The organism is Salinicola endophyticus (genome assembly GCF_040536835.1).
Classification (GTDB): Bacteria; Pseudomonadota; Gammaproteobacteria; order Pseudomonadales; family Halomonadaceae; genus Salinicola; species Salinicola endophyticus_A.
In genome coordinates this window covers 1,991,608-2,004,443 of sequence record NZ_CP159578.1, presented here as the reverse complement: position 1 = coordinate 2,004,443, position 12,836 = coordinate 1,991,608, and the positions used below count along the sequence as shown (strand labels likewise).

General features: G+C 68.1%; 10 protein-coding genes. 1 reads left to right on the top strand and 9 read right to left on the bottom strand.

Annotation, left to right across the window (positions count from 1 at the left end; all coding sequences use genetic code 11):
- Window positions 1-125 precede the first annotated feature (125 nt).
- The 4 genes from mazG to cysM all read right to left on the bottom strand — a co-directional run bounded on the left by mazG (window position 126) and on the right by cysM (window position 5,656).
- Window positions 126-923: a nucleoside triphosphate pyrophosphohydrolase gene (gene mazG, locus ABV408_RS09035; protein ID WP_353982218.1), complete on the bottom strand. Its 798-nt coding sequence runs from the start codon at window positions 921-923 to the stop codon at window positions 126-128.
- A 59-nt stretch (window positions 924-982) separates the two neighbouring features.
- Window positions 983-3,232 (bottom strand): GTP diphosphokinase, encoded by a 2,250-nt coding sequence (relA, locus tag ABV408_RS09030; RefSeq protein ID WP_353982060.1) that lies wholly within the window; start codon window positions 3,230-3,232, stop codon window positions 983-985.
- A 122-nt stretch (window positions 3,233-3,354) separates the two neighbouring features.
- Entirely contained in the window at window positions 3,355-4,758 is a 1,404-nt protein-coding gene (locus tag ABV408_RS09025; RefSeq protein WP_353982059.1) for a TRAM domain-containing protein, read from the bottom strand.
- A 1-nt stretch (window position 4,759) separates the two neighbouring features.
- Window positions 4,760-5,656 (bottom strand): cysteine synthase CysM, encoded by an 897-nt coding sequence (gene cysM / locus ABV408_RS09020; protein ID WP_353982058.1) that lies wholly within the window; start codon window positions 5,654-5,656, stop codon window positions 4,760-4,762.
- Between the two features lie 421 nt (window positions 5,657-6,077).
- On the opposite strand from cysM, the gene ABV408_RS09015 reads away from it, so the two are divergent.
- A complete protein-coding gene (locus ABV408_RS09015; RefSeq protein ID WP_353982057.1) occupies window positions 6,078-8,618 on the top strand; it encodes a response regulator in 2,541 nt (846 codons plus the stop codon).
- A gap of 56 nt (window positions 8,619-8,674) precedes the next feature.
- On the opposite strand, the gene pdxJ is transcribed toward ABV408_RS09015, so the two are convergent.
- The 5 genes from pdxJ to lepB all read right to left on the bottom strand — a co-directional run bounded on the left by pdxJ (window position 8,675) and on the right by lepB (window position 12,830).
- Window positions 8,675-9,490 (bottom strand): pyridoxine 5'-phosphate synthase, encoded by an 816-nt coding sequence (gene pdxJ, locus ABV408_RS09010; RefSeq protein ID WP_353982056.1) that lies wholly within the window; start codon window positions 9,488-9,490, stop codon window positions 8,675-8,677.
- Window positions 9,491-9,572: 82 nt separating this feature from the next.
- Entirely contained in the window at window positions 9,573-10,280 is a 708-nt protein-coding gene (recO, locus tag ABV408_RS09005; RefSeq protein WP_353982055.1) for a DNA repair protein RecO, read from the bottom strand.
- Window positions 10,281-10,290: 10 nt separating this feature from the next.
- Window positions 10,291-11,190: a GTPase Era gene (gene era, locus ABV408_RS09000; protein WP_353982054.1), complete on the bottom strand. Its 900-nt coding sequence runs from the start codon at window positions 11,188-11,190 to the stop codon at window positions 10,291-10,293.
- Entirely contained in the window at window positions 11,187-11,882 is a 696-nt protein-coding gene (gene rnc, locus ABV408_RS08995; RefSeq protein ID WP_353982053.1) for a ribonuclease III, read from the bottom strand. The genes era and rnc overlap by 4 nt, the downstream gene beginning before the upstream one ends.
- A 159-nt stretch (window positions 11,883-12,041) precedes the next feature.
- Window positions 12,042-12,830, bottom strand: coding sequence for a signal peptidase I (gene lepB / locus ABV408_RS08990; RefSeq protein ID WP_353982052.1), 789 nt, complete (start codon window positions 12,828-12,830; stop codon window positions 12,042-12,044).
- Window positions 12,831-12,836 lie beyond the last annotated feature (6 nt).

The following is a 12,836-nucleotide window of genomic DNA, read 5'->3' as shown; positions in this document are numbered from 1 at the left end:
ACACCTGGCAAGCGCCCTCGCCCACTGATTTTCCCGCCGAGGGGCAAGCACCGCTGTCGCGTTCGGCTAGCGCACGCCCATTCCTGCTGGTGCTCCCGCGGCTAGTCCTGCTGGCGCTCCCGCGGCTAGTTCTGCTGGCGCTCCCGCGCCTTGGCCGCCTGCCAATGGTGCTCCATCTGTGCCAGCGTGGCATCACCGGGCGTAGTGCCATCACGCGCCAAGGCATCCTCGACGTGGCGGAAGCGGTGCTCGAACTTGTGGTTGGTGCGCCGCAGCATCTGCTCGGGGTCGCACTTCAGCCGCCGGGCCAGATTGACCACCGCGAACAGCAGATCGCCCACCTCGGCCTGGGCGTGCTGGCGATCACCGTCGGCGAGCGCCGATTCGACCTCCGCCAGCTCTTCCCGGATCTTGTCGATGACGCCGTGCTCGTCGGGCCAGTCGAAGCCCTGGCCGGCGGCGCGCTTGCTCAGCTTGGCCGCGCGGGTCAGCGCCGGCAGCGCGGCGGGGATGTCATCCAGCGCCGAGGGCCGTTGCGTCGCCTGAGCGCTGCGCGCCTCGCGCTCCTCGGCCTTGAGCGCCTCCCAGCGCGCCTTGACCTCGGACTCGGCGATGGCGCCATCGCTACGCCGTGAGGCCAAGGTCCCGTCGGGAAACACATGCGGATGGCGACGCAGCATCTTGGCGGTGAGGGTGTGGACGATGTCGGCGAACTCGAAGCGCCCCGCCTCGCGCGCGAACTGGCTGTAGTAGACCACCTGGAACAGCAGGTCGCCGAGCTCGCCGGGCAGCTCGTCGAAGGCGCGGCGCTCGATCGCGTCGGCCACCTCGTAGGCCTCCTCCAGGGTGTGCGGGACGATCGAGTCCCAGTCCTGCTTGAGATCCCACGGGCAGCCGTCACGGGGGTCGCGCAGCACGGCCATCAGCGTCAGCAGATCGCCGAGGGTGTAGCGTTGGGTCGCGGTGCTCTCGTCGGTCAGGCTCACTGGATCTGTCCCTGGCGCAGGCGTTTGACGTCGATCACGTTGGGCAACTGCTGGATACGCGAGAAGATACGCTCCAGCGCCTCGAGCCCATCGACCTCGAGGGTGATGCGCATGCGCGCGATGTTGTCGTGCTTGTCGGTGGCGGTGTTCACCGAGGTGACGTTGATCCGATCGCTGGAGAGCACGTGGGTGACATCGCGCAGCAGCCCCGAGCGGTCCCAGGCTTCGATCTCGATATCCACCGGATACTGGGTTCGCGCGCGGTCGCCCCACTCGACGTCGACGATGCGCCGCGGCTCTTCGCTGCGCAGCTGCAGCACGTTGGCGCAGTCCTGGCGGTGGATGGTGACCCCACGCCCCTGGGTGATATAGCCGATGATCTGATCGCCGGGCACCGGGTGGCAGCAGTTGGCCATCAGCGTCTTGAGGTTGCCCACCCCGAGGACGGTGATGCCATCGCCGGCCTCCCGCGATGGCTGGCGCTTGGGCTTGGTCAGCAGGCGGTCGAGCTGCTCCTGGTCGTCGCTATCGCCGAACTTCTGCTGCGCCTGGTGCAGCACCTGGCCGATGCGCAGGTCGCCGGCGCCGATCGCTGCGTACATGTCCTCGGTGCTGGTGTAGTTGACCGTCTCGGCGAGCCGGGTGAGATCGATGCCTTCGATGTCCAGGCGCCGGAACTCGCGGTCGAAGATCGCCTTGCCCTCTTCGAGGTTCTGCTCACGCGCCTGCTGCTTGAACCACGCCTGGATCTTGGCCCTCGCCCGCGAGGTGCGCACGTAGCCCAGATTGGGGTTGAGCCAGTCACGGCTCGGTGCGCTCTTGGTCGCCGTGAGGATCTCCACCTGCTGGCCGGTCTTGAGCAGGTAGGTCAGCGGCACGATGCGTCCGTCGACCTTGGCCCCGCGGCAGCGATGGCCGATCTCGGTGTGCACGCGGTAGGCGAAGTCGATCGGCGTCGCCACCTGTGGCATGTCGATGACGTGACCATCGGGCGTGAACACATAGATGCGATCCGGGGCCACGTCGCTGGAGAGCCCTTCGCGGAAGTCGCCGACGTCGCCGACCTCCTCCTGCCACTCCAGAACCTGGCGCAGCCAGGCGATCTTCTCTTCGTAGCTGCGGCTCTTGGGGTCGAGATCGGTGCCCTTGTAGCGCCAGTGGGCGCAGACGCCGAGCTCGGCCTCCTCGTGCATGGCGAAGGTGCGCACCTGGATCTCCAGCACCTTGTTCTCGGGGCCGAAGACCGCGGTGTGCAGCGACTGGTAGCCGTTCTTCTTGGGGTTGGCGATATAGTCGTCGAACTCGTTGGGCACGTGGTGCCAGCGCGAGTGCACCACCCCCAGCGTGGTGTAGCAGTCGGCGATCTCGGGCACCAGAATGCGCACCGCACGCACGTCGTAGACCTGAGAGAAGTCGATGTGCTTGCGCTGCATCTTGCGCCAGATCGAATAGATGTGCTTGGCGCGGCCGTCTACCTGGTACTGGCTGATCCCCTGACGCTCGAGCAGCGTCTCGAGGGTGGCGACCACCTCCTTGATGTAGCGGTCGCGGTCGAGGCGCTTCTCCGCCAACTGCTTGGCGATCGACTTGTACTCGCTCTCGTGGAGATAGCGGAAGGCCAGATCCTCGAGTTCCCACTTCACCTGACCGACGCCAAGGCGGTGTGCCAGCGGTGCGTAGATATCGAACACCTCGCGCGCCACGCGCAGACGCTTCTCGCGCGAGGCATCCTTGACCTGACGCAGAGCGCAGGTGCGCTCGGCGATCTTGATCAGCGCCACGCGCACGTCGTCGACCATGGTCACCAGCATCTTGCGCAGGTTCTCCTGCTGGTTGTGCTGGGAGAGCCCCTGCTTGGGCGCCTGCAGCTGACTGATCGCAGCCATGCTGAGCACGCCTTCGATCAGCTGCGCGACCTCCTGCCCCAGGCGCTTGGCCACGCCCTCGACGCTGATCAGGCCCCGGCGCACGCTGCGATAGAGTACCGCCGCCTCCAGCGTCGGCTGATCGAGCCGCAGCTGGCTGAGGATATCGGCCATCTCCAGACCGGTGAGCAGGCTCAGCCCGGGCACGCTCTCCAACGTCGTCGCCTGCGGGTTCTCCCCTACGGCGCGCGCCAGCTCGCACGCCTGACGCATGCGCTGCGGGTCACGCAGCGTCACTTCGCCGTTCAATCGCTCGAGCCACCCCTCGAGATCGATACCGCCGGGGCCGACCGACGGCTGATCCTCACGCACCTTGACCATGCCTGTCCTCGCCTCCTGGAGCCTCTTGATGCCGCCGCCTGCCGCTTAGCGACAGGCCCCGCGGCGCCGGGCTTTCGTTGTTCGTGATAATAGCTTTCTAGTCGCTTTCGTGGTGATTCGCGTCAGTCGTGATCGGGGCCGCCGGCCTCGACCGCCACACCCGGGCGCGTGAACAGTGCCAGCGACTCCAGGTGCGCGGTGTGCGGAAACATGTCGGCGACCGCCAGCCGCCGCAGCACCAGGCCGCCGGCGACGAGATGCGCTGCATCACGCGCCAGCGAGGCCGGGTCACAGGAGACGTAGAGCACCTGCGCCACCTCACTCTGCGCCACCCGCCGGCAGAGCGCATCGGCGCCATCCCGCGGCGGGTCGAGAATCAAGGTGTCGTGGTCCGCCAGCAGTGCCTCGAGACCGGCATCCGGTGCACTCAGGTCCGCCTGCACCGCCGTCACCGCGGGAAGTGCATTGGCGTCGGCGTTGGCTCGCAGGCGCTCGACCATCGTCTGACTGCCCTCGACGGCGGTCACCGCAGCCACCTCGCCGGCCAGCGCCAGCGAGAAGTTGCCGATGCCGGCGAACAGATCGAGTAGCCGCATGCGCGGTGTCGGTGTCAGCCAGGCACGGACCGTATCGATCAGACGCTGATTGATCTCGGCGTTGACCTGGACGAAATCCCCTGGCGCCAGCGCCAGCGTCACCGCATGGGCGGCGCCCTGCACCCTCACCGCCAGCGTTGGTACCGCGCCCAGCCAGTGCAGCTGCGGCTGCTCACGGCCCTGCAGCTGGGCCACCGCGACGCCATGGCGCTCGCCGAAGCGTCGCCAGCGCTCGCTGTCCTCGCTCACTTCACGCAGTTGGCGCACCACCACCACCGGCATGGCGTGGTCATCCAGCAGCAGCTCCAGGTGACCCACGTGGCGCGGCACGGCCAAGGTCGTGAGCAGCTCGCGCAGCGGTGCCAGCAGCGCGGCGAGCGCCGGCGTCAGCACCATGCAGCCGACGATATCGACCAGTTGATCGCTGCCGCGGGCGCGAAAACCGAGATGCATGCGCCCCTCGCCGTCACGCTTGACGCCGAGCCGAGCGCGCCGGCGATAGCCGATATCGGCGCCGGCGATCAGCACCACCTCGCCGGGGGGCTCGATGCCCTGCCGGGCGAGCAGCTCGCTCACCACCCGGCGCTTGTGCTCGCGCTGGGCGGCGATATCCATGTGCTGCAGGTCGCAGCCACCACAGCGGTCGAAATAGACGCAGGGCGGAGTGACCCGCTCGGGCGCGCTGACCAGGCGCTGGCGCACGTGGGCCTCATCGAAGCGCCGCCGCTCGCGGTGCACCGCCACCTCGACCCGTTCGCCGGGCAGGGCACCGCTGACGAACACCGTCTTGCCGCTGGCCGCGCGGGCTATGCCGCGACCGTCGTGGGCCAGGCGCTCGATATACAGCCCCGGCTTCTCGGCTTCCCCGCCGGCGGCGACGGTGGTCTCTCGTTTGCGCACCGGTGTGCGGCGTTTCCCCAGCATCGCCATCTCAGGCGTCCGGGGCGTAGAGGCCGGTGGAGAGATAGCGATCGCCGCGATCACACACGATGAACACGATCACCGCGTTGTCGACCTCCTCGGCGATGCGCAGCGCCCCGGCCAGGGCTCCGCCCGAGGAGACACCGGCCAGGATGCCCTCCTCGCGCGCCAGCCGGCGCATGTGATGCTCCGCCTCGTGCTGCTCGATATCGAGGATGCGGTCGACCCGGGCGGGCTCGAAGATGCTCGGGCGGTAGGCCTCTGGCCAGCGCCGGATACCGGCGATGCTGGCGCCGTCCGCCGGCTGCAGGCCGACGATCTCGATCGACGGGTTGCGCTCCTTGAGATAGCGCGACGTACCCATGATCGTGCCGGTGGTGCCCATGGAACTGACGAAATGGGTGATGCGCCCGGCAGTCTGCTCCCACAGCTCGGGGCCGGTGGAGTGATAGTGCGCCAGCGGATTGTCGCCATTGGCGAACTGGTCGAGAGACTTGCCCTCACCCCGGGCGATCATCGCATTGGCGAGATCGCGCGCGCCTTCCATGCCCTGCTCCTTGCTCACGCCGATCAGCTCGGCGCCATAGGCGGCCATCGCCTGCTTGCGCTCGCTGGAGGCGTTCTCCGGCATGATCAGAACCATGCGATAGCCCATCACCGCCGCCGCCATGGCCAGCGCGATGCCGGTATTGCCGGAAGTGGCTTCGATCAGCGTATCGCCGGGTACGATATCGCCGCGCGCCTGCGCCTCGCGCAGCATCGACAGTGCCGGCCGATCCTTCACCGAGCCCGCCGGGTTGTTACCCTCGAGCTTGGCCAGCAGCGTATTGTCGCGGCCGGCGTTGATGCGGGCGAGCCTCACCAGCGGCGTGTTGCCGACGGTTTGCGCGAGCGTGGGAAATGCCATGGCAGATGTCCTAGCAGTCGGTATAGATGACGCGCCGTCACCGCCGGTGGCGGTGAACGCGAAAAACATCGTCCCAGTATATCGAACGCAGCGTATATCGAACACGACGCGCCGCCTGGGTCGCGACGTCGCACGCCAGCAGCCGGGGTCGCCACACCACCGGCCAACGCAGCCCCGAGGATCGCAGGGCACACGCCTGGCGGGCAGCGCTAGCCTGCCGCGACACGCTGGAAAACGCAAAACGAATTCGCAACGCCGCGTAGTGATGGTTCAATAGGCAGCCGTGTAGCGCCCGGCCGAGAGACCCAATCAGTGCTCGGCGGCAAGCCGCAGGCGTGCGCCCCGCCTGCCCGCGCTACGGATCGCGCCGTATCGGCCGATAGATGCAACCTAATCGACATCATGGGGTTCGTTGCCGCCGATGCTCTCACGCTGGTTGACACGTCTTGCGCTGATCCTGGTGATCGGGGTCCTGATCCTGAGCGGGCGCCACCTGTGGCAGCTCGAGCAGGCGCGTGGCCAGCAGGTGCCGGAACACCTGGGAACGATGGGTCGCGTGCTGGTCCCGGCGCTCACCGAGGCCCTGCGCGACGAGGACCACGCCACCATCCACCGGCTGTTGATGCAGCTCTCGAACGATCCCGACATCCGCAACGTCACCCTGCGCAACGATGACGGCAGCGAAGCCGACTGCAGCGGCGAGACGCCCGGCCCGCCGCCGCGCCCGCTGAGTGCCGATGCCCGTGGCTGGCACGCGGAGTCCGCACAGCGCTGGCTACTGCCGATCGACTGGCTCACCCCCGCACAGCTGCCGCAACGTCTGTGGCTGGACATCCGACTGAGCCCCGACGCGGTCGACATCGATGAGCGATCGCGCTACCACATCCTGACCCTGTCACTCTCGGGCCTGTGTTTGCTGCTGCTGCTGGGCGCGGGCGCGGCCCGGCGACACCACGGGGCTTCGCTTCACCAGGCCGCGGACCGGCGCGCTGAGGCAGCTGGCGACCCGAGCGCTGGCGGGCGCGCTCCCGGCGAGACGGCCCTTGGCGCGATCGCCCCCGCGCCCATCGCGGTGGATGTCCCACCCGCCCGCTGGTCCGATGCCGCCACCGCCTCTGGCGGGACCGATAGCGCCTCATCAGCTGCTTGGCCCGATTCCGCCAAGGAGATCAGCGATCTAGCCTACGTCAGTCACGAACTGCGTGCCCCGCTCTCCGGCGTGCTCGGGCTCTGTCGGCTGCTCGAGAACAGCCCCCTCGACGCACGTCAGCGCGAGTGGCTGCGGCATATCCATCTGGCTTCCAACGGTCTGCTCGATACCGTCGATCACGTGCTCGGCGACGAGCGCCGCCGGCAGACGGAGACCACCTTCGATATCGCCGATCTACTGTGGGAGGTGAACTGCCTGCAGACGCCGCTGGCGCAGGCCCGCGGCATCACGCTGCTGGGCATGGTCTACGACGACGTGCCACCGCGTCTGGTAGGCCAGCCGGTGGCCCTACGTCAGCTGCTGACCAATCTGATCAGCAACGCGGTCAAGTACGGCGCCGCAGGTGATGTGGTGACACGTGTCACGCTGTCGAGCCGCGAGGGCGAGCGCGTACGACTGACGATCAGCGTCAAGGATGCCGGCTGTGCCGAGGGTAGCGACCGCGAGCAGCTGCGCCGTGCCCTGGCCGCACCCATGGAGACCGCGGGACGCGGCAGCGGTCTCGCCGTGTGCCGGCGTCTGACGCGCGAGATGGAGGGCGAGCTACGTCTCGGCAACGATGGCAGACACGGCAACAGCGTGGTCGCCAGCGTCACGCTGGGCGCCTGCGAGCCGTTCATCAGGCCCGCCGAGTTCGACCTCGGCCAGGCGCGGATCGGCCTCTATCAGCGCCATACCCGCCTCGATCATCTGCTCGCCTACGCACTCAAGCGCTGGTCGGCCCGCGTGCAGCCGATCACCCACGCCGACACTCTGACCCAGGACGACGAGCCGCCGGTGCTGACGCTGATCGGGCTCGATCAGCAAGACCTCGAGCCGGCGGCGCGCGACGCCTGGCAGCGCCACTTCGACGCCATGGCCAGGCCCTGCCTGCTGGTGGTCAACGCCGAGCCGACCCAGCCGCTGCCGTGGCGTCTGCCGATCGGCAGCAGCGTGCTGCGGCTGCCGATCTCACGCTATCTCCTGGGGCGCACCCTGGCGGGCATGCTCGATGCCGCCGGGCGCCAGGCGAGCAGCGATCAGCCACGCATTCTGGTGGTCGACGACGACGAATTGAGCCAGCACTACCTGGATGCGATGCTCCCGATCGTCGGCGCCAGCTCACTGGTGGCGGGCAGCGCCGAGGCGGCGCTGGCGCTGGCCGCCGGCCACGTCATCGATCTGGTGCTGATGGACCTGCGCCTGCCCGACGCCTCCGGCGCCGCGACCATTGCCCGTCTGCGCGCGCTCGGCGGCCGCTGGTCGCATCTGCCGATCATCGCCATGAGCGCCAGCCCCGGCGCCGAGCTGCCCGAAGAGGGGCCCGGCGGATGCCAGCAGTTGCTGACCAAACCGATCGACGAGCGTCAGCTGCGGGCGCTGCTGATGCGCTACCTACCCGGCGTCAGTGAGCCGGCCGGCGAGCCAACCCTGGCGGTGGTCGACCCCGACCTCGCCCTGCAGCTGAGCGGCGGCCGCGAAGCGCTGGCCGACGAGCTGCTGACCCTGCTGCTGAGCGAGCTGCCGAACCACCGCCTGACGCTGGCGCAGGCGTGGCAGGCGGCGGACGCCGAGGCCCTCAGGGAGGCCGTGCATCAGCTCGGCGGCGGCTGCCGCTACTGCGGTGTACCCGCACTGAGCGCCGCCTGCAGCGCACTGGAGACACGCCTGCAGCAGGCACCGCTGGCCGACTGCCGGCACGAGTGGATGCAGCTCACCCATGCCTGCGACCAGCTCGCCGCCTGGGCCGAGCGGCATGCCGCGTCGCGCTGACGCCCCGGCCGGCGTCTCGCTCGCGAAGAGGGTGTCATCGGGCGAGAACGCCAGCCTCAGTGATGGTGGTGAGCGTGGCCGTGATCGTGATCGTGATCGTGATCATCGTCATAGGATTCGAGCTGTGCCACCAGTCCGGCCTCCTGGCCGGCGACCATCAGCCGCTTCATCTCCGCCACCGCCTCCTTGAGCCCCACGAACAGCGCGCGGGCGATGATGCTGTGGCCGATGTTGAGCTCGTGGATGCCGGGAATCGCCGCGATCGCCTCGACATTGTGATAGTGCAGACCGTGGCCGGCGTTGACCACCAGCCCCAGCTCGCCGGCCAGCTCCGCCGCCGCGGCGAGACGCGCGTACTCCACGCCACGGGCATCGCCCTGGGCTTCGGCATAGGCGCCGGTGTGCAGCTCGATCAGCGGCGCTCCCACCGCCTGGGCGGCGGCGATCTGATCCGGCTCCGGATCGATGAACAGCGATACCCGGCACCCCGCGGCAGCGAGCCGACGGCAGGCGTCTGCGATCGCGTCGCGCCCGCCGATCACGTCGAGACCGCCCTCGGTGGTCAGTTCCTCGCGCTTCTCCGGCACCAGGCAGACATCCGCCGGGCGCAGGCGCTCGGCCAGCGCGATCATCTCTTCGGTGACCGCCATCTCGAGGTTCATGCGGGTATTGAGCACCGCCGCAATCAGCTCGACATCGCGCTCCTGGATATGCCGGCGGTCCTCACGCAGATGCAGTGTGATGCCGTCGGCACCGGCCTCCTCGGCCAGCAGCGCCGCCTGCACCGGGTCCGGGTAGCGAGTACCGCGGGCCTGACGCAGGGTGGCGATATGATCGATATTGACGCCCAGTTGGATGCGGGTAGTGAGCATGGGGTAACTCCTCTGGTTAAGGCGTGGGGGCGTAGTCAAGGGATGCGGCGGGCGGCGCGTTCGGACAACGCCCGCGCAAGAGTCAGGAGAGCCCGCGTCGGCGCTGGCTCAGGCGCTGCATCAGCTCGCGCGAGCGCAGCGGCTGCGGCCCCAGCAATGGCGCCAGCGCCGCCCGGGTCAGCGCCTTGCTGAGCCCGGCCAAACCGGGGGCGTCCCAGTCGCCGCGGGCGAGCAGCTTGAGCGTGCGCCCGTCCCAGCCCGGCGCGTCCGCCGCCACCGGCGAGAAACGCCGGCTCGACGGGCTGTAGGTGTAGCGTGTGGCGGGATCGAGCGCGCGCTCATCGATATCGGCGAACACCGGCTCGGCGTCGAGCGTCTCGAGCAGGGTGATCTCCAGGCGGCGTAGCGCCGTGGCACGCTCGGCGGGCCGGGTCAGGCGCTCCAGGGTCCAGGCATAGATGGCGAAGAGCTCACCCACCGGCAGCCCCACGGGCAGCGAACGGGTCAGCAGCTCGTTGGCGTAGAGCCCGCACAGCAGCCCCTCGCCGGCCAGCAGCACTGCACTTTGGGTGGTCTCCATCATGCGCAGGCGCTTGAGGTCGCCCTCGCCGATCCAGGTGAGATGCAGCGGCGCGAACGGCTGCAGCTTGGCGCGGGACTTGCTGCCGGCACGCTGTACGCCCTGGGCCACGGCACGGATGTGGCCGTGTTCCAGGGTGAGCACGTCGACCAGTGCGCTGGTCTCGCGATAGGCGCGCTTGTGCAGCAGATAGGCCGGCTGGGGTTGCATGCCGCCTGCCCTAGTCGAGATCGTAGCCGAGACTCTTCAGCGCGCGATCGTCGTCGGACCAGCCGCGCTTGACCTTGACCCACAGGTTGAGCATGACCTTGGCATCGAAAGCGCGCTCCATCTCCTGGCGCGCCTCGGTGCCGATCTTCTTGATCCGCTCGCCCTTGTCGCCGATCAGGATCTTCTTCTGCCCCTGCCGCTCGACCAGGATCAACGCGCTGATATGCACCACCCGGCCCTCGTCACGAAACTCCTCGATCTCCACCGTCATCTGGTAGGGGAGCTCGTCGCCGAGCTGGCGCATGACCTTCTCACGCACCAGCTCGGCGGCCAGGAAGCGCTGGCTCTTGTCGGTGACCTGATCGTCGGGGAAGTAGTGAACCCCTTCCGGCAGGCGCTTGGCGACCTCGGCCTCCAGCTCCGGCACATTGGTGCCGTGCTTGGCCGACAGCGGCAAGATCGCGGCGAAGTCGCGACGCGCCGAGAGCGACTCCAGCCACGGCAGCAGCGAGGCCTTGTCCTCGAGCCAGTCGACCTTGTTGACCGCCAGGATCACCGGCGCCTCGACGTGGACCAGCTTGTCGAGCACCACCTGGTCCTCGTCGGTCCAGCGCGTGCGGTCGACCAGGAACACCACACAGTCGACGTCGCGCAGCGCCTGCGACGCCGCCTGGTTCATGAAGCGGTTGATCGCCTTGTTGCGATCCCGGGTCTGGAGATGCATGCCGGGGGTATCGACGTAGATGAACTGCGCCGTGTCGACGGTCTTGATCCCCATGATCTGGTGCCGCGTGGTCTGCGGCCGCCGTGAGGTGATCGAGACCTTCTGTCCCAGAATCCGGTTCATCAGGGTCGACTTGCCCACATTGGGGCGCCCGACGATGGCCACGAAGCCACAGGTCTCAGTCATCCGCGCTTGCTCTTGGTAGGTTCGAGTTTGGCCAGCGCCAGCTCCGCCGCCTGCTGCTCGGCGAGACGCCGGCTGGTGCCCTCGCCGAGGGTCGGCGATTCGCCGAGCATGGCGACATGGCACTCGACGCTGAACGTCTGGGCGTGCGCCTCGCCCTCCACCGAGGTCACCTCGTAGCGGGGCAGCGCCTGCTGGCGCGACTGCAGAAACTCCTGCAGTCGGGTCTTGGGGTCCTTCTGGGTGTTGTGCAGATCGATCGACTCGAGCCGGGTGCCGAACCATGCCAGTACGCGGCTGCGCGCCACGTCCATGCCGGCGTCGAGATAGATCGCACCGATCACCGCCTCGAGCGCGTCGGCGAGGATCGAATCACGCCGGTGGCCGCCGCTCTTCATCTCCCCGGAACCGAGCCGCAGGCAGGCACCGAGTTCGAACTCGCGCGCCACCTCGGCCAGCGTCTGGCCCTTGACCAGACCGGCACGCAGGCGCGACAGCTGCCCTTCACGCGCCGCCGGGAAGCGCTTGAACAGCGCCTCGCCGATCACGAAGTTGACGATCGAGTCGCCCAGAAACTCGAGCCGTTCGTTGTTGGCACCGCCGACACTGCGGTGCGTCAGGGCCAGCTCCAGCAGCGACGGGTCACGAAACTCGTGGCCGATACGTCGCCGGAAGCCTTGCAGAGGATCACTCACGTCATTCCCATTTTCATTGTCCGACGCAAAGCGGGCGCGGGGTATCCCGTCGCCCGCTGAGCGAGTGCATCGTGGTCGGATCGTTGGTCGATCCGCCGTGGCGACACCGCGCCGACGGCGACCTCGATGGGCCGCCGCCGCCGGTTCGCGCTATACGATTCAGTGTATCTGGCGCACCGTGCTGAAGCTAGGCAGACCGCCGTCCCAGTGCATCCACACCGCGAACGCCTTGCCCACGATATTGTCCTCCGGCACGAAGCCCCAGTAGCGGCTGTCGTTGGAGTGGTCGCGGTTGTCGCCCATCATGAAATACTCATGGTCGGGCACCACGATCTCGCGCATCTGCGGCCCCGGCATGCTCGGGTTGTTGTAGATATTGTGCTCGACATCGCCCAGGTGCTCGCGCAGCAGCTCCTCACCGGGGGCCTGCGCCGGGTCGGCGTCGACCAGAGTCTTGGGTACCGGCTTGCCGTTGACGTAGAGCTGCTTGTTCTCGTAGCGAATGTGATCGCCCGGCAGCCCGATCACCCGCTTGATGAAGTTGACCGACGGGTCTTCCGGAAAGCGGAACACCATCACGTCGCCGCGCTGGGGCTCGCCGAGATCGGCGATCTCGGTGTTGATCACCGGCAGGCGCAGACCGTAGGCGAACTTGTTGACCAGGATGAAGTCACCGACCTTGAGGGTCGGGCGCATCGAGCCCGAGGGGATCTGGAACGGCTCGACGACGAAGCTGCGCAGCACCAGCACGATCAGCAGCACCGGGAAGAACGAGCGCGCGTAATCGATCGGCCACGGGTCCTTGTAGGTCACCGCCTCGCGACTGCCCTTCTCTTCGGCGGCGGCGCGCTGACGCTGACGGCGGGCACGGCGCCAGAAAAGACTATCGAATAACCACACCAGCCCCGTGATGGCGACCGCCACCACCAGTAACAACGAAAAATCCATGAGACC

Bases quoted from the DNA above. Each gene is read 5' to 3' on its own strand.
- mazG (WP_353982218.1), bottom strand. From the start codon at position 923: ATGGCCGTGCTGCGCGACCCCCGTGACGGCTGCCCGTGGGATCTCAAG.
- relA (WP_353982060.1), bottom strand. From the start codon at position 3,232: ATGGTCAAGGTGCGTGAGGATCAGCCGTCGGTCGGCCCCGGCGGTATC.
- ABV408_RS09025 (WP_353982059.1), bottom strand. From the start codon at position 4,758: ATGGCGATGCTGGGGAAACGCCGCACACCGGTGCGCAAACGAGAGACC.
- cysM (WP_353982058.1), bottom strand. From the start codon at position 5,656: ATGGCATTTCCCACGCTCGCGCAAACCGTCGGCAACACGCCGCTGGTG.
- ABV408_RS09015 (WP_353982057.1), top strand. From the start codon at position 6,078: ATGCTCTCACGCTGGTTGACACGTCTTGCGCTGATCCTGGTGATCGGG.
- pdxJ (WP_353982056.1), bottom strand. From the start codon at position 9,490: ATGCTCACTACCCGCATCCAACTGGGCGTCAATATCGATCATATCGCC.
- recO (WP_353982055.1), bottom strand. From the start codon at position 10,280: ATGCAACCCCAGCCGGCCTATCTGCTGCACAAGCGCGCCTATCGCGAG.
- era (WP_353982054.1), bottom strand. From the start codon at position 11,190: ATGACTGAGACCTGTGGCTTCGTGGCCATCGTCGGGCGCCCCAATGTG.
- lepB (WP_353982052.1), bottom strand. From the start codon at position 12,830: ATGGATTTTTCGTTGTTACTGGTGGTGGCGGTCGCCATCACGGGGCTG.